The sequence below is a fragment of the Marihabitans asiaticum genome (genome assembly GCF_007828725.1).
Taxonomy (GTDB): Bacteria; Actinomycetota; Actinomycetes; order Actinomycetales; family Dermatophilaceae; genus Marihabitans; species Marihabitans asiaticum.
The window spans coordinates 471,206-491,689 of sequence record NZ_VIUW01000002.1 but is presented as its reverse complement, the minus strand read 5'-3'; the positions used below and the strand labels follow the sequence as shown (position 1 = coordinate 491,689).

Annotated in this window: 18 protein-coding genes and 2 tRNA genes; 15 read left to right on the top strand and 5 right to left on the bottom strand. The window is 70.5% G+C overall.

What is annotated here, in order from left to right; translation table 11 throughout:
* The first annotated feature begins 32 nt into the window (after positions 1 to 32).
* From FB557_RS06880 to FB557_RS06860, 5 genes are all read left to right on the top strand, one after another.
* The gene (locus tag FB557_RS06880; protein WP_170236224.1) at positions 33 to 1,436 is read left to right on the top strand and encodes a protealysin inhibitor emfourin; all 1,404 of its coding nucleotides are present in this window, start codon (positions 33 to 35) and stop codon (positions 1,434 to 1,436) included.
* Between the two features lie 37 nt (positions 1,437 to 1,473).
* Entirely contained in the window at positions 1,474 to 1,914 is a 441-nt protein-coding gene (gene aroQ, locus FB557_RS06875) for a type II 3-dehydroquinate dehydratase (protein ID WP_144856864.1), read from the top strand.
* A gap of 216 nt (positions 1,915 to 2,130) precedes the next feature.
* Positions 2,131 to 2,334 (top strand): cold-shock protein, encoded by a 204-nt coding sequence (locus FB557_RS06870; RefSeq protein ID WP_144856863.1) that lies wholly within the window; start codon positions 2,131 to 2,133, stop codon positions 2,332 to 2,334.
* Between the two features lie 187 nt (positions 2,335 to 2,521).
* The gene (locus FB557_RS06865; RefSeq protein ID WP_144856862.1) at positions 2,522 to 3,994 is read left to right on the top strand and encodes an LCP family protein; all 1,473 of its coding nucleotides are present in this window, start codon (positions 2,522 to 2,524) and stop codon (positions 3,992 to 3,994) included.
* A 48-nt stretch (positions 3,995 to 4,042) separates the two neighbouring features.
* Positions 4,043 to 4,132 (top strand) — tRNA-Ser (locus FB557_RS06860).
* Positions 4,133 to 4,323: 191 nt separating this feature from the next.
* Here the strand turns inward: FB557_RS06860 and FB557_RS06855 are convergent.
* The 5 genes from FB557_RS06855 to FB557_RS06835 are packed head-to-tail and all read right to left on the bottom strand — an operon-like array spanning position 4,324 to position 9,070.
* Positions 4,324 to 5,364: a sulfate/molybdate ABC transporter ATP-binding protein gene (locus tag FB557_RS06855; protein ID WP_144856861.1), complete on the bottom strand. Its 1,041-nt coding sequence runs from the start codon at positions 5,362 to 5,364 to the stop codon at positions 4,324 to 4,326.
* Positions 5,361 to 6,122: an ABC transporter permease gene (locus tag FB557_RS06850; protein ID WP_246074522.1), complete on the bottom strand. Its 762-nt coding sequence runs from the start codon at positions 6,120 to 6,122 to the stop codon at positions 5,361 to 5,363. Before FB557_RS06850 ends, FB557_RS06855 begins: the two co-directional genes overlap by 4 nt.
* Before the next feature lie 10 nt (positions 6,123 to 6,132).
* Entirely contained in the window at positions 6,133 to 6,882 is a 750-nt protein-coding gene (gene modA, locus FB557_RS06845; protein ID WP_144856860.1) for a molybdate ABC transporter substrate-binding protein, read from the bottom strand.
* Between the two features lie 17 nt (positions 6,883 to 6,899).
* Positions 6,900 to 8,321, bottom strand: coding sequence for a sensor histidine kinase (locus tag FB557_RS06840; protein ID WP_144856859.1), 1,422 nt, complete (start codon positions 8,319 to 8,321; stop codon positions 6,900 to 6,902).
* Positions 8,318 to 9,070, bottom strand: coding sequence for a response regulator transcription factor (locus FB557_RS06835; protein WP_144856858.1), 753 nt, complete (start codon positions 9,068 to 9,070; stop codon positions 8,318 to 8,320). The genes FB557_RS06840 and FB557_RS06835 overlap by 4 nt, the downstream gene beginning before the upstream one ends.
* Positions 9,071 to 9,387: 317 nt before the next feature.
* On the opposite strand from FB557_RS06835, the gene FB557_RS06830 reads away from it, so the two are divergent.
* The 10 genes from FB557_RS06830 to FB557_RS06785 all read left to right on the top strand — a co-directional run bounded on the left by FB557_RS06830 (position 9,388) and on the right by FB557_RS06785 (position 20,482).
* Positions 9,388 to 10,752, top strand: coding sequence for an FAD-dependent oxidoreductase (locus FB557_RS06830; RefSeq protein ID WP_144856857.1), 1,365 nt, complete (start codon positions 9,388 to 9,390; stop codon positions 10,750 to 10,752).
* Between the two features lie 108 nt (positions 10,753 to 10,860).
* Positions 10,861 to 10,933 (top strand) — tRNA-Arg (locus FB557_RS06825).
* 338 nt (positions 10,934 to 11,271) lie between these two features.
* Positions 11,272 to 12,012 carry an amino acid ABC transporter ATP-binding protein gene (locus FB557_RS06820; RefSeq protein ID WP_144856856.1) on the top strand — a complete coding sequence of 247 codons (741 nt, stop codon included), beginning with the start codon at positions 11,272 to 11,274 and terminating at the stop codon, positions 12,010 to 12,012.
* 50 nt (positions 12,013 to 12,062) lie between these two features.
* Positions 12,063 to 12,902, top strand: a complete 840-nt coding sequence (locus FB557_RS06815; protein WP_144856855.1) for a glutamate ABC transporter substrate-binding protein — start codon at positions 12,063 to 12,065, stop codon at positions 12,900 to 12,902.
* Positions 12,903 to 12,994: 92 nt separating this feature from the next.
* Positions 12,995 to 13,675 (top strand): amino acid ABC transporter permease, encoded by a 681-nt coding sequence (locus tag FB557_RS06810; protein WP_144856854.1) that lies wholly within the window; start codon positions 12,995 to 12,997, stop codon positions 13,673 to 13,675.
* Positions 13,672 to 14,493: an amino acid ABC transporter permease gene (locus tag FB557_RS06805; protein WP_144856853.1), complete on the top strand. Its 822-nt coding sequence runs from the start codon at positions 13,672 to 13,674 to the stop codon at positions 14,491 to 14,493. Before FB557_RS06810 ends, FB557_RS06805 begins: the two co-directional genes overlap by 4 nt.
* Before the next feature lie 183 nt (positions 14,494 to 14,676).
* Positions 14,677 to 16,497: a phosphoenolpyruvate carboxykinase (GTP) gene (locus FB557_RS06800; RefSeq protein WP_281290046.1), complete on the top strand. Its 1,821-nt coding sequence runs from the start codon at positions 14,677 to 14,679 to the stop codon at positions 16,495 to 16,497.
* Positions 16,498 to 16,765: 268 nt separating this feature from the next.
* Positions 16,766 to 18,262, top strand: coding sequence for a CoA-acylating methylmalonate-semialdehyde dehydrogenase (locus tag FB557_RS06795; protein ID WP_144856851.1), 1,497 nt, complete (start codon positions 16,766 to 16,768; stop codon positions 18,260 to 18,262).
* Position 18,263: 1 nt separating this feature from the next.
* Positions 18,264 to 19,403, top strand: a complete 1,140-nt coding sequence (locus tag FB557_RS06790; protein ID WP_144856850.1) for an acyl-CoA dehydrogenase family protein — start codon at positions 18,264 to 18,266, stop codon at positions 19,401 to 19,403.
* Positions 19,400 to 20,482 carry an enoyl-CoA hydratase/isomerase family protein gene (locus tag FB557_RS06785; RefSeq protein ID WP_144856849.1) on the top strand — a complete coding sequence of 361 codons (1,083 nt, stop codon included), beginning with the start codon at positions 19,400 to 19,402 and terminating at the stop codon, positions 20,480 to 20,482. The genes FB557_RS06790 and FB557_RS06785 overlap by 4 nt, the downstream gene beginning before the upstream one ends.
* Positions 20,483 to 20,484: the final 2 nt, after the last annotated feature.

Below are 20,484 nucleotides of genomic sequence, written 5' to 3'. Positions count from 1 at the left end.
CCGCTGTCGGTGGAGTCGGGTTCCATGGATCCATGACGCGCTGTGCCATCGTCCCCCCCTACATCCTCGAGGCCATGGTCGCCTCCGGCGACCCTGCCCTGGCCGCCCGGGCGCGGCACGTCCTCGAGGTCGACGAGCGACTCCGTCGAGCCCGACGGCAACGCACCGCCGCACCCCCGACCCCCTCCGCCGAGGGCGGGTCCCCGCCGGTGGGTGCAGCCGCGGGCGGGGAGGCCTCGCCGGACCGGCGGGTGCACGACGCCGGGGGCGGGCAAGAGCTGCCCGGCGAGCTGGCCCGGGCCGAGGGCGACCCGGCGACCGGCGACCTCGCCACCGACGAGGCGTACGACGGGCTCGGCGCGACCTGGCGCTTCTGGCACGAGGTGTACGGGCGGGACTCCCTCGACGCCGACGGCATGGCGATGATCGGCACCGTCCACTACGGCCAGGACTACGGCAACGCCTTCTGGGACGGGACGCAGATGGTCTTCGGTGACGGGGACGGCGAGATCTTCACCCGCTTCACCGCGAGCCTTGACGTCATCGGTCACGAGCTCGCCCACGGCATCACCGAGCTCACCTCCGGACTGGTCTACCGCGACCAGCCGGGGGCGCTCAACGAGCACGTCTCGGACGTCTTCGGCGCCCTGGTCAAGCAGCACAGCCTCGGCCAGAGTGCGGGCGAGGCGGACTGGCTCATCGGGGCCGAGCTGCTCGCCGATGGTGTCCGCGGCCGGGCGCTGCGCTCGATGTCCGAGCCCGGGACCGCCTACGACGACCCCCGCCTGGGTCGTGACCCGCAGCCGGGCCACATGCGCGACTTTGTCGTCACCGCAGAGGACAACGGCGGGGTGCACATCAACTCCGGCATCCCCAACCGCGCCTTCTTCCTCCTCGCCACCACCCTTGGCGGGGCTGCCTGGGAGCGAGCCGGGCAGATCTGGGTCGACACGATCCTTGGCGATATTCGCGCCGACTGCGACTTCGCCCGGTTCGCCGCGCTCACCGAGCTCGCGGCCCGAAACCGCTACGGGGAGGAGGTCGCGGGGCACGTCAGGTCGTCCTGGGCGGAGGTGGGCGTCACCTCAGCCGAGGTCCCCGGCGGTGGCGACCTCCCCGTCGGCGCCGGGCCGTCGCCGACGCACTCCACCGAGCTCACCCTGACCCGCAGCGGGGGCTTCGCCGGACTGACCAGACGGCGCACGGTCCGGCTCGGCGAGGTGCCGCAGCCCGACCGGTCGGCGCTCGAGCGGCTGATCGAGGACCCGCGGCTGCGGGCCCTGGAGGCTTCGGACGCACCCGGGCCCCCCGACGCGTACTGCTACGGCCTGAGCTGCGACCGGCCGCCGCTGGAGGTGCAGGTCCCCGAGCCGCAGCTTGCGCCTCCGACCCGTGAGCTGCTCGAGCGCACGTTGCGTGGTGAGGTAGACGAGTGAGCGTGACCGCACGGGGTGCTGGCCCTAACCTGGCCCGGTGACCCAGAGCGTCGTCGTCCTCAACGGACCGAACCTCAACCTCCTCGGGGAGCGTGAGCCGCACATCTACGGCCACGAGACCCTCGCCGACGTCGAGGACCTCTGCCGAGTTCGGGCCGACGCCCTCGGGTGGTCGCTCGACTTCCGCCAGACCAACCACGAGGGCGTGCTCATCGACGCGATCCACGAGGTGCGGACCAGCGCCGTCGGCGTCGTCATCAATGCCGGAGGGTGGACGCACACCTCCGTCGCGATCCGGGACGCCCTGACCAGCGTCGCCGGCCCGGTGATCGAGGTGCACATCTCCGACGTGCACGCGCGAGAGGACTTCCGCAGGCACTCCTACCTCACCGATGTGGCCTCGGCGGTCATCGTCGGTCGTGGGGTGAGCGGATACGGCGATGCGCTTGACGAGATCGCACGGCTGACCAGCACCTGAGTGCACCGGCAGTCGAGCGAAGGGGTGGGAGACCGCACCGATTCCCGGGCAGGCGGCTGGAGCGGATTGCTGATAGCGTCGGGCACGAGTTGCAGTACGACTTCGCAAGTTTCCCCGGACCGGCCTCCAGCCGGTGCCTGGTGTCACGGGTGGGATCATGCAGCTAGCACAAGGGAGGGCATCTCCCACTCATCAACACGAAAGTAGATTCACCCCATGGCTCAGGGCACCGTTAAGTGGTTCAACGCTGAGAAGGGCTTTGGTTTCATTGCCCAGGACGGCGGCGGCCCCGACGTGTTCGTTCACTACTCCGCCATCGACACCACCGGCTACCGCAGCCTCGACGAGGCGCAGCGCGTCGAGTTCGAGGTCACCGAGGGCCCCAAGGGCCCCCAGGCCGACCGCGTCCGCCCCGTCTGAGACGGCAGCGAACGACTTCTCCCGAAGGCCCCCGGCGTCGACGCCGGGGGCCTTCGTCGTGCCCCGCCCCGGTTCAGGAGTTCCCGGATAGCTCCCGACCGGCCTGGGTATGCTCTCCAGGCGATGCCAATACGACCTCCCCTAAGGGCCAGCCGGGCCCACCGACCGCTCACCGGGACCTGGTGACATGGGTGTCGACGACCCGGTGGGCGAGCGCGGGTCGACGCCTCGCGCCTCCTCGCACCCGAGGACCCGCCGTGCTGCCGTCGCCGTCGCGGTGGCGGTCGCGCTCGTCGTCGGCCTGCTCGGTCTGGTCGGGGCCAAGCTCAACGGCAACATCACCCGCTTCGACATCGGCTCTGGAGCCGGACCGCGACCGGAGAACAGTGGAGGACCGGACGGGCCGCTGAACATCCTGGTCATCGGCTCGGACACCCGCGAAGGGATTGGGACCGACGAGTACGGGACGGACACGGTCGAGGGCGGCGCCCACTCCGACACCAACCTCCTCGTGCACATCGGGGCAGACCGGAAGTCCGCCTATGTCGTCTCGATCCCGAGGGACTCGATGACGATGGCGCCGAAGGACTGCTCGGACCCCGCGTCAACGGTGGCCGACGGCGAGATGCGTCAGTGGAACTACAACTTCAACCAGGGCGGGCCGGCCTGCACCGTCAAGACCCTCGAAGGGGTGACCGGCGTCTACGTCGATCACGTCGTCGTCATCGACTTCGCCGGATTCCAGTCGATGGTGGACGGACTGGGAGGGGTCGAGGTCTGCCTGCCTGATGCGGTCAAGGACGAGGACGCGCAGATCGACCTGCCCGCTGGACGGCAGCGGCTCGACGGCAAGGACGCGCTCGGCTATGTACGGGCTCGCAAGTCCTTGGGCGACGGCTCGGACCTCGGTCGGATCAAGCGTCAGCAGGCCTTCATGTCCTCGATGGCCCAGCAGGCGACGGAGTCCTCGCTGCTGCTGCGACCAGACCGTCTCTACTCCTTCCTCGACGCCGCGACCCGGTCGATGACGGCCGATGAGGACCTCTCGCTGAACAGGATGCGTCAGATCGCCCAGAGCCTGCGCGACTTCGGGATCAGCAACCTCACCTTCGTCACGGTGCCGACCGAGCCGTACGCGAAGGACCCCAACCGGGTGGTGTGGAAGGAGAAGAAGGCCGCCGCGCTGTGGGACGCGGTCCGCACCGACTCCCCGCTGCCCGGCACCCAGGACAAGAAGGAACCGGAGACTCCCGAGGAGCCGCTCACGGTGAGCCCGCGGGAGATCTCGGTCTCGGTGGTCAACGACACCACCGCCGAGGGCCTCGCTGGCCAGGAGGTCGCCGCGCTGAGCGTGCAGGGCTTCACCGCGAGCGTGGGATCGGCGGCGCCCACCGGCGAGGCCGAGGGAGTCACGGTCCGGCACGCCCCGGGACGAAAGGACGCGGCGCGCACAGTCGCGGCCGCTTACCCCGGGGCCTCCCTGGTGCAGGACAAGACGCTCGACGATGTCGTCGTGGTCGTCCTGGGCAAGGGAGCGGCCAACGCGATTGAGGTGGACAACCGGGTCGGCGACGAGCCCGTGCCCTCCCCGTCGGTGTCGGCGCCGCCGAAGGACGGCGAGATCGAGACCCGTCAGGCCACCGAGGACATCTGCGGCTGACCGCTTTGGAGCCGGACCGGGCCGGGGGCTAACCTGTCCGGGTTGCCGGGAGGTGTCGCCTAGTCCGGTCTATGGCGCCGCACTGCTAATGCGGTTTGGGCTAACCGCCCATCGAGGGTTCAAATCCCTCCACCTCCGCAGCGTGATGTCACGCGGCATCGCCAGACCCCCGGGCCCTCGGCCCGGGGGTCTGCTGCATCTCGGGGCGGGGTCGCGCAGAGCAGACCAGAGCCGCACGGCCCACGCTCCCCTCGCTTGCTACCACGCAGTACTGGTCGTGATCACGACCAGTACTGCGTGGTAGCAAGCGTGATGGGGAGGGGCAGACCTCACGCGGGGTGGATCGCCACCGCGGTGGCCTTGACCGTGAGCTGTACCCGGTCACCCGGGTGCAGCCCGAGCTCGGCGACGGCGCCGGCTGTCACGTCGGCGATGAGCGTCCCGGCGCCGGTGCCCGCTCGCAGCCGCAACGACCCTCCCGCCGGCTCGATCCCGAGCACCTCACCGCTCAGGCGGTTGCGGGGACTACCGCCCGGCGCCTCGGTGTGCACGGCGACCGCGTCCGGCCGGAAGGTGGCGACCACCTGGTCGCCGAGCGCGCAGCCGCTCGCGGGCACGCCGGCGATGGTCACCCCGGCGTCGGTGACCAGGGTGGAGTCTGAGGTGAGGACCCCGCGGACGAGGTTGGTGCCGACCAGACCAGCGGCGAAGGGGGTGCGCGGTGCCGCGAGGAGGTCGGCCACCGGCCGGTCCTCGACCACCCGCCCGTCGACGAGCACGACAGCGTGATCGGCGAGCAGGGCGACGTCGACGACGTCATGGGTGACGATGACGCAGGTCACTCCCTCCAGCGCCTCCCGCAGGACCCGGCGGAGCTCGGCGCTCGCGTCGACGTCCAGCGCCGCGAGGGGCTCGTCGAGGATCATCGCCGACGGCTCGGTCGCCAGCGCTCGGGCCAGCCCCACCCGCCGCGCCTGACCACCGGAGAGCTCCCCCGGAGGCCGGTCGGCCAGATGGCCGGCCCCGACCCGCTCGAGCCAGTCCCGCGCGACGCGGCGGGATTCCCCCCTTCGCCGGCCACGGGCAGCGGGCCCGAAGGCGACGTTGTCGAGGGCGGTGAGGTGCGGCAGGAGCAGCGGGTCCTGCGAGAGCAGCGGGATGCCGCGCCGGTGCGCCGCCAGCCCGGTGAGGTCCCGTCCGTCGACCCGCACCGGGGTTCCTGGGTGGTGGATGCCGGCGATCGCGCTGAGGACGGTCGTCTTGCCGGCGCCGTTGGGCCCCAGCAACGCCGTCGTCGTGCCCGCCGGCACCCGCAGGTCGACCGCTACGCCGCGGTCGGGGTCGTCCAGCCGGACCTCGAGCCCGGTCATCGGCGCAGGTCCGGCCGGGCGAGGGCCATGGCGACCGCCGCGACGAGCACGAGCAGCACCGACAGCGCCACCGCGGCGTCGGGGTCGCTCTCCCGCGCGAGGTAGATCTCCAGCGGCAGCGTGCGCGTCACCCCTTGCAGCGACCCGGCGAAGGTGAGCGTCGCGCCGAACTCCCCGAGCGCGCGGGCGAAGGCGAGCACCGTGCCCGACACGAGCGCCGGCCGGACCAGGGGGAGGGTGACCCGCCGCAGCACGAACCACGGGGAGGCGCCGAGCGTGGCGGCCACCGGCTCGTGCCGCCCCCCGACGGCCCGCAACGCCCCGTCGAGGCTGACGACGAGGAAGGGCAGCGAGACGAAGGTCTGGGCCAGCACCACCGCGACGGTCGAGAAGGCCACCCGGATCCCGGCAGCGTCCAGGTGGGCGCCAAGCAGTCCCTGCCGACCGAAGAAGGAGAGCAGCGCGATGCCGGCGACGACCGGCGGCAGGACGAGGGGGAGAAGGACCAGGGTCCGCACGACGAGGTTGTCGAAGGCGCGCACCCGGGCCAGGGCCAGGGCCAGCGGTACCCCGAGCACGAGGCACAGGACGGTCGAGCTCGCCGCGGTGCGCAGCGACAGCAGCAGTGCGTCGACCGCCGTGGCGGAGGTGAGCAGCGCCGGCAGGTCGGAGAGGTCGAGCCGAAGGAGCATCGCCAGCACCGGCGCCGCGAGGAGGAGGGCCGCGAGACCCGCCGGCAGGAGCGCCAGCCGTGGCACGCCGAGCGGGTCAGGGCGCGCCAAAGCCCGCCGCCTCGAGGTGGCCCGCGCCGCGCCCTGTGCCGTCGGCGACGGTGGCGGCGACGAGCTCGTCGGCGGCCTGCACGTGCTCGCTGCCGGCGAGCCGGGCGACGGGGTACCGGGTGGTGGTGTTGTGCTCGGGCGGGATCGAGATGGTCTCCACCCCGCCCTGCGCGGCGTCGCTGACGTAGACGATCCCGGCATCGGCCTCCCCGGCGCGCACCTTGGCCAGGACGTCGGTGACCTTGTTCTCCTCCGACACGGGGCGAAGGGGGAACCCCGCCGCCTCGGCGACCCGCAGCGCGGCCGCACCGCACGGCACCTGGGGGGCGCAGACGACGAGGTCGAGATCCCCCTTCGCCAGGTCGGTCAGCGACTCCACGCCGGCCGGGTTGCCCTCGGGAGTGACCACGGCCATCGAGTTCGTCGCGAAGACCTCGGGCGCCTCGGCGAGCCCCGCGTCGACCACGCCCGCCATCGTTACCTCGTCGGCGGTGGCGAGGACGTCGGCGGGCGCCCCCTCACGGACCTGGGCGGCGAGGTCGGCCGACCCGGCGTAGGAGACGCGCACCGTCGTGCCCGGGTGGTCGCGCTGGTAGTCGGCGACGATCGCGTCGAAGGGGGTGCGCAGGCTCGCCGCGGCGAGGACGGTCAGGGTGTCCTCGGACTCCGTCGAGCAGGCCGCCGGCCCCGCGACGAGCGCAGCCGCCAGCAGAGCGACGGTGCGGCGGCGAGGCATGACTGGAGCGTAACGACCTAGGGTCGCGGCGCCGGGAGCCGGACGGTGAAGACGGTCGAGCCCGGCTCCGAGCGCAGCTCGACGCTGCCGCCGTGGGCCTCGGTGACCGAGCGGACGATGCTCAGGCCGAGACCGGTGGACCCGCCCGCCCGGTTTCGGCTGTCGTCGCCGCGGGTGAACCGCTCGAAGGCTTCCGGCTGCAGCTGTGCGGGGATGCCTGGGCCGTCGTCGGCCACCGTCAGCGTCACCTGGTCGCTGTCGGCCCGCAGCGCGGTCGTGACCGTCGTGCCCTCCGGCGTGTGCCGTCGGGCGTTGCCGAGGAGGTTGACGAGGACCTGCCGCAGCCGGTCGGCGTCGCCGACGACCTCGACCGGCTCGTCGGGCAGGTCGAGGCGCCAGTGGTGGTCCGGCGACGCGGCCTGGAGGTCGCCCACCGCGGTCACGGCCAGCATCGTGAGGTCGACCGGCTCGCGCTGCAGCGGGCGGCCGTCGTCGAGGCGGGCGAGGAGCAGGAGGTCCTCGACGAGACCCTGCATCCGCAGCGACTCCGACTCGATCCGGGTCAGCCCATGGCGGACCGACTCGGGGACCGGCTCGCGCTCGCGTCGAGAGAGCTCGGCATACCCGCGGATCGAGGCGAGAGGGGTCCTCAGCTCGTGGCTGGCGTCGGCGACGAAGCGGCGCACCCGCGACTCCGAGCGCTGCCGAGCCTGCAGCGCGCCGGCGACGTTGTCGAGCATCGAGTTGATCGCCAGACCGACCTGTCCGACCTCGGTGCGGGGGTCGGTGTCCTGCTCGGGGACCCGCTCGGCGAGGGCGACCTCGCCGGCGTCGAGGCGTTGGTGGGAGACCCGCTCGGCGGTCGCGGCGACCCGGCGAAGGGGGAGCAGCCCTCGCCGGATGAGCCACGACCCGATGAAGCCCGTGGCCGCCAGGCCGGCGATGGAGGTGGCGGCGAGGATCGTCAGGAGGGCTCGGGTGGCGTTGGTAGCCCGGTCCAAGGATTCCCCGATGACGACCTGGGTGCCGTTCTCGGAGCGCACGGAGACGACCCGGTGGTCACCCACCCCTTCGACGTCGACCGTCGTGGGGCGGCGACGCGTGTCGACGCTCTCGAGGGCGTCGAGCTGGTCGGGGGTGAGCGATCGCAGCTCCCCGCGGTCGGCGACGTAGCCGGCAGCCAGCCCGTCGGCGAAGCAGGCGACGAGGGCCGAGTCGGCCGGGCCACGCCGCTCGGGGCTGCACGGGTTCTGCCAGGCGGGCCCGTCGGCGTCGGCGACCGGTGCCGCGCTGCGGGTGATCTCCTCGTCGATCTGCTGGACGAGCTGCTGGCGCATCACGAGCACGGTGGCCGCGCCGGTGAGCAGGGTGACGACCGCGAAGAGCGCCACCACCGAGGCGATGAGCGCGGTGGTGAGCGACCAGCCGCGCGGGTTCATCCGGTCGGCTCGGTGGTCTCGGCCGGCTTGAGCACATACCCGGCCCCGCGCATGGTGTGGATCATCGGCTCGCGACCGGCGTCGATCTTCTTGCGCAGGTAGGAGATGTAGAGCTCGACGACGTTGGCCTGGCCGCCAAAGTCGTAGTTCCACACCCGGTCGAGGATCTGGGCCTTGCTCAGCACCCGCCGGGGGTTGCGCATGAGATAGCGCAGCAGCTCGAACTCGGTCGCGGTCAGGGCGATCTCGACCCCGCCCCGGGTCACCTCGTGACTGTCCTCGTCGAGGGTGAGGTCGCCCACGGCGAGCACCGGCCTCCCCTCGTCGGCGGTGACGGCCGTGCGGCGCATGAGGGCCCGCACCCGGGCGACCACCTCCTCGAGGGAGAACGGCTTGGTCACGTAGTCGTCTCCGCCCGCCGTCAGGCCGGCGACCCGGTCCTCCACGGCGTCCTTGGCGGTGAGGAAGAGCACCGGGATGCCCTCGTCGTGCTCGCGCATCCGGCGCAGGACGCTCAGGCCGTCCATGTCCGGGAGCATGATGTCGAGCACGACCGCGTCCGGGGCGAAGTCCCTCGCCGCGCGCACCGCGGCGGTCCCGTTGTCCGCGGTGCGCACCTCCCAGCCCTCGTACCGCAGAGCCATCGCGAGCAGCTCGGTGAGGTTGGCTTCGTCGTCGACGACGAGGACGCGCACGGGGCTGCCGTCGGCGCGGGCAAGGCGTGGGGAGGCGGTGGCGGGCTGGCTCATGACCCCAGTGAAGCGGCTCGACACCGGGTCTGGCTATGACTTGCCTGTGCGGATCCTGTGCGGCCGCGCCGCCGCCGGGCCGTGACCTGCCAGCTACCCGCGGGTACGACGACAGAGGTCCGGAGCCGCGCGTGGGTGCGACCCGAGATCTCGGGGGAGTGGTTGCCCGCCCACGCACTTCTGTCGCCGTACCCGCGAGACACCAGTCGGAGGCCGGGGGTGCGATCTGACAACCGAAGGGGGATAAGGGTAGCCTTATCAGTTGGACAGTCGTCGGGTCGAGCCCCGGCGTCCTCGACCATCGCGAAAGAGTGATCATGCGCGACCTGCGTGTTGCTGTCATCGGTGCCGGACCGGCGGGCATCTATGCCTCGGACATCCTCACCAAGGAGCACGAAGGCGCCCAGGTCGACATCTTCGACCGGCTGCCTGCGCCCTACGGCCTCGTCCGCTACGGTGTCGCCCCCGACCACCCGCGGATCAAAGAGATCGTCAAGGCGCTGCGCCGGGTGCTCAGCGGGGAGCGGATCCGCTTCATCGGCAACGTCACCTTCGGGCGGGACATCACCCTCGAGACGTTGCAGCGGCACTACGACGCCGTGATCTTCGCCACCGGCGCCGTCGCCGACCGAGACCTCTCCATCCCAGGGATCGAGCTCGACGGTAGCCATGGCGCGGCCGACTTCGTCTCCTGGTACGACGGTCACCCCGACTACCCGCGCGACTGGCCGCTGGAGGCCGAGCAGGTCGCGGTGATCGGCGCTGGCAACGTTGCGCTGGACGTCGCTCGGATGCTCGCCAAGCCCGCCGACGAGCAGCTGAGCACCGAGATCCCCGAGAACGTCTATCAAGGGCTGAAGGCCAACCGGGCCAAGGAGGTCCACGTCTTCGCCAGGCGCGGGCCGGCTCAGCTGAAGTTCTCGCCGATGGAGCTGCGCGAGCTCTCCCACAGCCCGAGCATCGACGTCCTCGTCACCCCCGAGGGCTTCGAGATCGACGAGGCCGGCCAGGCGGCGATCAACAAGACCAAGAGCGTCAAGCTCGTCGTCAACACGGTGATGAAGTACCTCGAGGCCGAGCCCACCGGCGCCCCGCACCGGATCCACCTGCACATGCTCCAGTCGCCGGTCGAGGTGATCGGCGAGGACGGCAAGGTCGTCGGGCTGCGAACCGAGCGGATGGAGCTGGACGGCAACGGCGGCGTCGTGGGCACCGGCGAGATGACCGACTGGCCGGTCCAGGCGGTCTACCGCGCGGTCGGCTACCGCTCCAGCGCGCTGGAGGGCGTCCCCTTCGACAGCTCCGCGCACGTCATCTCCAACGAGGCGGGCCGCGTGCTCGACGAGTCCGGCGCACGCGTCGAGGCGCTCTACTGCACCGGCTGGGTCAAGCGCGGTCCGGTGGGCCTCATCGGCCACACCAAGTCCGACGCGTCCGAGACCATCCAGTGCCTGCTCGAGGACCTCGACGCCCTGCCCGCGCCCGAGGTGAGCGACCCCGACGCGATCCTCGCCGAGCTGCGCTCCGCAGGGGGCGAGCCGACCCTCTGGGACGACTGGGAGCGGCTCGACGCCCACGAGGTCGCCCTCGGGGAGCAGGCTGGCCGCGAGCGGATCAAGGTCGTCTCCCGCGAGGACATGATCGCCGCGGGCCGCGCCCGCGAGGAGGCCGCTGCCTCCTGACGCGGCGCCGGGTCACCCCCTTCGCCCGCTTTGGTGGCGAACGCCGCCGATTTCGGCGAAGGGGGGAGCGCCCTGTATCGTTGCTCCTCGCTGCGCAGGGCGCAGCGGGCGCCCGTAGCTCAACGGATAGAGCATCTGACTACGGATCAGAAGGTTTGGGGTTCGAATCCCTACGGGCGCGCTTTGCGAGACGGCCCCCGCGCGACGTGATGTCGCCCGGGGGTCGTCCCATGTCCAGGACTGTGGCCACGCGATCGTCCTGAGCCCTACCTGACGAGGGTTTTCCTTGCTTGGGATCGAGGCGGTAGCGAGGCGGTGGTCTCCGATGGACTCATCGCCTGCGCGCACCAGGTGCCGATCCAGGCCTGCTGCACCTGGTCGGGCTGAGCGCCGAGGCGGACTGCAGCGAGTGGGTTCGCGAGGTGACCAGCCGCTGACCGACCGCAGCAGGTATCGCTTTTGCAACAGCCGCCCTGTGGCGTGCTTCACTGCGGCCCGCGGCGGGTTAGGTTCTCCGCCATGGCCGAACCCCTCGTCGTCCTCGACGGAGTCAACAAGTACTTCGGCGACCTGCACGTCCTCAAGGACATCAACCTCACCGTCGCCCCCGGTGAGGTCGTCGTCGTCATCGGTCCGTCGGGGTCGGGCAAGTCCACGCTGTGCCGGGCGATCAACCGGCTCGAGACCATCGAGTCCGGCACGATCACCATCGACGGCGAGGAGCTGCCGCAGGAGGGCAAGGCTCTCGCGCGGCTGCGCTCCGACGTCGGCATGGTGTTCCAGGCGTTCAACCTCTTCGCGCACAAGACGATCCTGCAGAACGTCACCCTCGGGCCGATGAAGGTGCGCGGCGTGAAGAAGGCCGGCGCGCAGCAGCGGGCCAAGGAGCTGCTCGAGCGGGTCGGGGTCGCCCACCAGGCCGCGAAGTACCCCGCCCAGCTCTCCGGTGGCCAGCAGCAGCGCGTGGCGATCGCCCGCTCCCTGGCGATGGACCCCAAGATCATGCTCTTCGACGAGCCGACCTCGGCGCTGGACCCGGAGATGATCAACGAGGTCCTCGACGTCATGGTCGAGCTGGCCGAGTCCGGGATGACGATGATCGTCGTCACCCACGAGATGGGCTTCGCCCGCAAGGCCGCCCACCGGGTGGTCTTCATGGCCGACGGCGAGATCGTCGAGACCGCGGAGCCCGAGGAGTTCTTCACCAACCCGCAGAGCGAGCGTGCCAAGGACTTCCTCGGCAAGATCCTCACCCACTGATCCGCAGCACCCCACAACCGGCCCATGAGGTCGCAAGGAGAAGATTGACGATGAAGCAGCAGCGAATCCTCGCGCTCAGCTCGGCAGCCGTGCTGGCCCTCGGCCTCTCGGCGTGCGGTGGCGACTCCGAGAGCGAAGGGGGGTCCGGCGGTGACGGCGGCGGCTCCGGCGACACCGTGAAGGTCGGCATCAAGTTCGACCAGCCCGGCCTGGGCTTCCAGGAGGGCGGCGAATACTCCGGCTTCGACGTCGACGTCGCGAACTACGTCGCGGAGGAGATGGGCAAGGAGGTCGAGTTCGTCCAGGCGCCCAGCCCCCAGCGCGAGACCCTCATCGAGACCGGCCAGGTCGACATGATCTTCGCGACCTACTCGATCACCGACGAGCGCAAGGAGAAGGTCTCCTTCGCCGGGCCGTACTTCATCGCCGGCCAGGACCTGCTCGTCACCTCCGACTCCGACATCTCCGGCGTCGACGACCTCGACGGCAAGCGGCTGTGCTCGGTCTCCGGCTCGACCTCGGCCAAGAACGTCCAGGAGGAGGTGCCCGGCGTGCAGCTGCGCGAGTTCGACACCTACTCCGAGTGCCTCGACGGACTGGTCAACGGTCAGCTCGACGCCCTCACCACCGACAACACCATCCTCGCCGGCTACGCCGCCCAGGAGCAGTACAAGGGCAAGCTCGAGGTCGTCGGCAACACCTTCTCCGAGGAGCGCTACGGCGTCGGGATCAAGAAGGGCGACACCGAGATGTGCCAGCAGATCAACGAGGCGCTGACCAAGATGGTCGATGACGGCGAGTGGCAGAAGGCCGTCGACGCCAACTTCGGCCCGGCGAACTTCGAGGTCGACACCGAGGTCAACCCGCCCGAGCAGGACGAGTGCTCCTGACCTGAGTCCGCCCGGCGAAGGGGGTCAGGCCCCGCCTGACCCCCTTCGCCTGCGACCTGCCCCACCACCGCGTTATCGACGAAGGAGCACCCGTGCGTGAGCTCTTCGAGCAGTTCGACGTCTGGGCCGCGTTCTGGATGACCATCAAGCTGTCGCTGTGGTCGGCCCTGTGGGCCCTCGTGCTCGGGACCCTCCTGGCGATCATGCGCGTCGGCCCGGTCCGGATCCTCAACGTCGTCGGCTCGGCGTACGTCAACGTCGTGCGCAACACCCCGCTGACCCTCGTCGTGCTCTTCTCCCTCACGGTGCTCGGCACCCGGCTCGGGATCCAGATCGCCGACCAGAACAGCCCGACCTTCCTCACCGACGAGGCCGTCCGATGGGCCATCTTCGGCCTCTCCGTCTACCACGCGGCCTTCGTGTGCGAGGCGCTGCGCTCGGGGGTCAACACGGTCCCAGTGGGGCAGGCCGAGGCGGCGCGCTCGATCGGTCTCGGCTTCGGGCAGTCGCTGCGCCACATCGTGCTCCCGCAAGCCTTCCGCGGCGCGGTCGCCCCGCTGGCCTCGGTCGCCATCGCGTTGATCAAGAACACCACGGTCGCGACGATCATCGGTGTCGCGCAGACCTCGTACTTCATGGCCGAGGCGATCGAGTTCCGCCCCGACCTCATCTGGGAGCTCTTCGCCCTCATCGCGCTCTTCTTCCTCGCGATCACCCTGCCGATCGGCGTCGGACTCACCTCGCTCTCACGGAAGGTGGCGGTCAAGCGATGAGCGCCTCGGTCCTCTTCGACGCACCCGGCCCCAAGGCCCGGCGCCGGCACCTGCTCCTCTCGGTCCTCGCCGGGCTGGTCCTGCTCGGCCTGGTCGTCATCGCGCTGCAGCGGCTCGGCGAGCGCGGGGAGCTCGAGGCAGACCGGTGGACGGCAATGTTCACCGCCAGCGCCTGGGAGTACACCTTCCTCCCCGGGATCTGGAGCACGCTCAAGGCTGCTGGTGTCGCGATCGTCCTCGCGCTCGCCTTCGGGCTCGTCTTCGGCATGGGGCGGGTGTCCCACCACCGGGTGATCCGCTGGGCCAGCGGGGCGGTGGTGGAGTTCTTCCGCGGCATCCCCGTGCTCATCATGATGATCGCCTTCTTCTACTTCCTCGCCTACCGGGGGATCTTCGAGCCGGCGACCAACCCCTTCGTCGCCGTCGTCGCGGCGCTGACCCTCTACAACGGTGCGGTGATCGCCGAGCTCGTCCGCTCCGGTGTCGGGTCGCTCCCGGGAGGCCAGGCCGAGGCGGGCCTGTCCATCGGTCTCACCCCGGCTCAGACGATGCGCACGATCCAGCTGCCGCAGGCGATCACGATGATGCTGCCGTCGCTGATCAGCCAGCTCGTCGTCGTGCTCAAGGACAGCGCGCTCGGCGCGATCATCACCTACCCCGAGCTGCTCCGGTCGGCCCGCAACCTCGCGGCCGGAGGCAACACCCTCCAGCCGCTCGTCATGGCGGCCGTGATCTTCATCGTCATCAACTTCGCCCTGTCGTTGCTGGCCGGTCTCGTGGAGCGGCGGCTCGCCAAGCGCGGGTCCGCGACTGACTGATCCCTCACACTTCTTGGCGCGTCTTCGCCCCCGGCTGCTAGGGCGCGAGGCCGCGTGGTTGAGTGGGTTCAGCAGAGTCGCGGACAGCGGAGGGGACCCCCTCGTCGGCGCCGTGCTCTGCCATCGCAGAGTAGCGACGTTTCGAACCGAAGGGCGGAGCACAAGTTGAGTACGACGGCCGACGTGGACAGGGCTCTGGCAGATGCCGGAGTGACGAACCAGGCGGTGATCGACTTCGTCACCCAGTGGGCGGAGCACACCGGGGCAGAGCGCATGGAGGTCGTCAGTGCCTCCGACGACGCCCGCCTGCTGCAGGAGGGACTCGACGCCGGTGAGCTGCAGCCGGTCGGCGAGGGGATGTACTACTCGCGCAGCTACAGCAAGGACACCGCCCGCTCCGAGGAGCGCACCATCGTCGCCACCGCAGACGAGCAGGACCGGGGCGTCTACAACAACTGGAAGCCGTCCTCGCAGGTCCGTCCGGTCGTCGAGGAGCTGATGAAGGGGGCGCTGCAGGGCAAGACGATGTACGTCATCCCCTACCTCATGTCCCCCAAGGGCAGCGACCTGGACGAGCTGGCCGCTGGTGTCGAGCTCACCGACAACCGCAGCGTCGTGCTGCAGATGATCCGGATGGCTCGGGTCGGCATCGAGATGATCGACGACCTCGGCGACAACTTCGTCAAGGCGGTGCACGTCACCGGTGACCTGGAGAACCTCCAGCAGGGCACGCCGGAGGACAAGCGCAACTTCGTCACCGTCGCCGACGAGCGCACGATCCTGCACTACGGCAGCAGCTACGGCGGCAACGCCCTCCTCGGCAAGATCGCCCACGGGCTGCGCCAGGCCTCCTACGACGGGTGGAAGAACGGCTTCCTCGTCGAGCAGTTCATGCTCCTTGGCATCACCGACAAGGAGACGGGCAAGAAGTACAACATCGCCGGCGGCTTCCCCAGCGCCTCGGGCAAGACCAACCTCGCGATGACGCTCGCCCCCGACGCGCTCGGTGACCGCTTCTACGTCGAGTTCTACGGCGACGACATCGCCTGGATCTGGGTCGACGGCGACGGGGTGCTGCGCGGCTTCAACCCCGAGAACGGCGTCTTCGGTGTCGCCAAGGACACCAACGAGAAGACCAACCCCACGGCGATCGACGCGATCCAGCCGGGCTCCGGGGCGATCTTCACCAACGTCGCCTACAACCCGAAGACGCAGGACGTCTGGTGGGAGGGCAAGGGCCCAAAGCCGACCGATCTCGACGGCTGGATGGACTGGAAGGGCGAGGTCATCGCCGACCGCGCCCCCGAGCACGCCGACGACCCGTGGGCCCACCCCAACTCCCGCTTCACCACCACCCTGGAGCAGGTGCCCAACGTCGCCAAGGACTACGACGACCCCAAGGGAGTCGAGATCCACGGCATCATCTTCGGCGGTCGCACCCGTGACCGTGAGCCGCTCATCCGGGCGATGGACGACACCGCTGAGGGTGTCTACGACGGCCTTACCCTCGGCGCCGAGGCCACCGCGGCCGCGGACGGCAAGGAGGGCGTGCTGCGCTACGACCCGATGTCGATGCGTCCCTTCCTCAGCTACGGCGAGGGTGACTACGCCCAGCACTGGCTTGATGTCATCGGCCGGGCGAAGAACCAGCCGGTCTTCGCCCATGTCAACTGGTTCCAGCGTGGAGAGGACGGTCGCTTCCTGTGGCCGGGCTACCGCGAGAACCTTCGCCCGCTCGTGTGGCTCATGCAGTACCGCGCCGGCGAGGTCGAGGGCCAGCAGACGCCGGTCGGAGTCATCCCCAAGCGCGAGGAGCTCCTGCTCGACGGCCTGGACGAGCAGGCCCTGGCCGACCTCGACACGGTGCTGACGATCGACAAGGCGCGCTGGCAGGAGGAGATGGCCAACCGCGAGGAGCACCTCGGCCAGTTCCGCGACCTCCCCGAGGAGATCTGGGAGGCCCACCGCCGGGTGAACGAGAAGCTGGAGTCCTTCGAGGGCTGATCACCCCCCTTCGCCCGCTCCACAGATCCGAATCTCCCTAGGTTTCTGTCAGCCGCCCGGGATATTTCCTAGGCGTCTGGTCAAACGCCTAGGGAGATTCGGATCTGGTGTGCCCGGGGGTGGGCGTGGGGGAGGTGCGCGAAGGGGGAGGTGCGCGAAGGGGGAGGAGGGGCCGGGTGGTCCGGCTCACCCCTTCGCCCGTAGTGTGGAGGTGACCCAGCACACACCCGTGCCGCGACCAGCCCGCAGGACAAGGAAGTTCTCCACCATGACTGACCTCTCGCACTTCATCGACGGCTCTCGCGTCGCCGGGACCTCCGGGCGGACCGCCGACGTCTTCGACCCGACCGCCGGCACCGTCGCGGCGCAGGTACCCCTCGCCAGCCGCGAGGAGGTCGACGCCGCCGTGGCGAGCGCCAAGAAGGCGCAGCCGGAGTGGGCGGCGATGAACCCCCAGCGCCGGGCGCGGGTGCTGCTGAAGTTCGTCGAGCTCGCCCACCAGAACATGGACGAGCTCGCGCCCCTGTTGTCCAGCGAGCACGGCAAGACCGTCCCGGACGCGAAGGGGGACTGGCAGCGCGGCCTGGAGGTCGTCGAGTTCTGCGCGGGCGCGCCGCACCTGCTCAAGGGCGAGTACTCCACCGGGGTCGGCACCGGCATCGACGTCTACTCGATCCGTCAGCCGCTCGGGGTCGTCGCCGCGATCACCCCCTTCAACTTCCCCGCGATGATCCCGCTGTGGAAGATCGGCCCGGCCCTCGCGACGGGCAACGCCGTGGTGCTCAAGCCGTCCGAGCGTGACCCCTCGGTGCCGCTGCGCATCGCCGAGCTCTTCCTCGAGGCCGGTCTGCCGGCGGGCGTGCTCAACGTCGTCAACGGCGACAAGGACGCCGTCGACGCCCTGCTCGAGCACGACGACGTCAAGGCCGTCGGCTTCGTCGGCTCGACCCCGATCGCGCACTACATCTACGAGAACGCCGCCAAGTACGGCAAGCGGGCGCAGTGCTTCGGCGGGGCGAAGAACCACATGATCGTCATGCCCGACGCCGACCTCGACCACGCCGCCGACGCCCTCATCGGCGCCGGCTACGGCTCGGCGGGCGAGCGGTGCATGGCGATCTCGGTGGCGGTCCCGGTGGGTCAGGAGACCGCCGACGCGCTCGTCGCCAAGCTCACGGAGCGGATCGCCGACCTCACCGTCGGACCCTCGCTCGCCGAGGACAGCGACTACGGGCCGATGGTCACCGCCGAGGCCAAGCAGCGGGTCCTCGACTACATCCAGATCGGCATCGACGAGGGCGCCGAGCTCGCCCACGACGGCCGCGACCTCGTCGTCGAAGGCCACGAGGACGGCTTCTTCGTCGGGCCTGTCCTCTTCGACAACGTCACCTCCGACATGCGGATCTACCGCGAGGAGATCTTCGGCCCGGTGCTGAGCATCGTGCGTGCCGACGACTACGAAGAGGCGCTGCGCCTGCCGACCGAGCACGAGTATGGCAACGGCGTGGCGATCTTCACCCGCGACGGCGACACCGCGCGCAACTTCGCCACCCGGGTCGAGACCGGCATGGTCGGGGTCAACGTCCCGATCCCCGTGCCGATCGCCTACTACACCTTCGGTGGGTGGAAGGCTTCCGGCTTCGGCGACCTCAACCAGCACGGCACGGACGCCTTCCGCTTCTACACCAAGACCAAGACGGTCACCCAGAGCTGGCCGACCGGGGTCCGGGAGGGCGCCAGCTTCGTCATCCCGACGATGAGCTGACATGGCCGCCAGCGAGGACATCGCCGAGCTCTCGGCGATGGTGCGGCAGTTCGCCGACGACCAGATCGCCCCGCACGCGGGGCAGTGGGACCGGGACAAGCACTTCCCGGTCGACGTGCTGAAGGCCGCCGGCGAGCTCGGGCTCGGCGGGATCTGGGTGGCCGAGGACGTCGGTGGCTCGGGGTTGACCCGGGCCGACGGCGTCCGGATCTTCGAGCAGCTGGCGACCGCCTGCCCCACCGTGGCCGCCTACATCTCGATCCACAACATGGCGACGTCGATGATCGACACCGCTGGCACGCAGGAGCAGCGTGAGCGCTGGATCCCCGGGCTCGCCTCGATGGGCCAGCTGGCGAGCTACTGCCTCACCGAGGCAGGCGCTGGCTCCGACGCCGCCGCGCTGCGCACCACGGCGCGCGCGGTCGACGACGGGTACATGCTCGACGGAGCGAAGCAGTTCATCTCCGGCGCGGGCACGTCGGCGGTCTACGTCGTCATGGCGCGCACCGGCGGCTCAGGGGCGAAGGGGGTGTCCGCCTTCGTCGTGCCCGCGGACGCCGAGGGCCTCTCCTTCGGGGCGAACGAGGCCAAGATGGGCTGGAACGCCCAGCCCACCCGAGAGGTGGTCCTCGACGGGGTGCACGTGCCCGCCGACCACCTCCTCGGCGAGGAGGGGCAGGGCTTCGCGATCGCGATGCGGGGGCTGGACGGGGGCCGGCTCAACATCGCGGCCTGCTCCCTCGGCGGCGCGCAGGCCGCCTTCGATGCGGCGCTGGCCCACCTGCGCACCCGCGAGGCCTTCGGCGGCCCACTCATCGAGCAGCAGTCGCTCCAGTTCGCCCTGGCCGACATGGCGACGAAGCTGCACGCTTCTCGGCTCATGCTCCACGACGCCGCCGACGCCCTCGACGCGGGTGCGCCGGGCGCGAGCGCGACCTGCGCGATGACCAAGCGATTCGTCACCGACTCCTGCTTCGAGGTGGCCAACTCCGCCCTCCAGCTCTTCGGCGGGTACGGCTACCTGTGGGAGTACGGCGTGGAGAAGATCGTGCGCGACCTGCGCGTGCACCAGATCCTCGAGGGGACCAACGAGATCATGCAGGTCGTGCTCGCACGATCGCTGGTGAAAGGACGCCGATGACCGAGCAGAGTCCCGGGCCCGACGAGGCGCCGATCCTTTTCCGCCGTGACGGGCGGGCGGGCCACGTGGTGCTCAACCGCCCCAAGGCGATCAACGCCCTGACGACCGAGATGGTCCGTCTCATGACCGCCCAGCTGCGCGAGTGGGCCACCGACGACTCCGTCGAGTGGGTCGTCGTGACCGGGGCGGGGGAGCGGGGTCTGTGCGCCGGCGGCGACATCGTCGCGCTGTGGAAGGACGCCAAGGATGGCGGCGAGGAGGCGCAGGAGTTCTGGACCGAGGAGTACCAGCTCAACGCGCTGATCAAGGAGTACCCCAAGCCCTACGTCGCGATCATGGACGGGATCGTCCTCGGCGGAGGCATCGGCATCTCCGCCCACGGCGACGTGCGCGTCGTGACCGAGCGCTCAAGGATCGGGATGCCCGAGACCGGCATCGGCTTCGTCCCCGATGTCGGCGGCACCTACCTCCTCGGGCACGCGCCCGGTGAGACCGGTACCCACCTGGCGCTGACCGCCGGGTCGGTGCGGGCCGGCGACGGTATCGCCATCGGCCTGGCGGACCACTACGTCCCCAGCGACAAGCTCGAGGACCTGCTCTCCTCGCTCGCCGACACCGAGCCGGAGCAGGCCGTCGCCGCTGTCGCCGAGGACCCGCCGGAGTCCCCGCTCCTCGCCGACCGCGAGTGGCTCGACCCCGCCTACGCCGGCGATGACGCCGAGGCGATCGTGCAGCGCCTGCGCCAGCTCGGCACCGAGGAGGCGACCGACGCCGCGGACACCATCGAGGCGAAGTCGCCCACCTCCGTCAAGGTGACGCTCTCCGCCCTTCGCTCGGCTGCCCGGATGACCGACCTGCGCGAGGCGCTGCGCCAGGAGGCCCGGATGGCCTACCACTGCCACGACTCGCACGACTTCGTCGAGGGCGTGCGCGCTCAGGTCGTCGACAAGGACCGCGACCCGAAGTGGTCGCCCCGCACGCTCGCCGAGGTCTCGCCCGCCCGGGTCGAGGAGTTCTTCGCGCCGATCGGCGAGCACGAGCTGACCTTCCCCGACACTCCGTTCACGACGAAGGGATGACC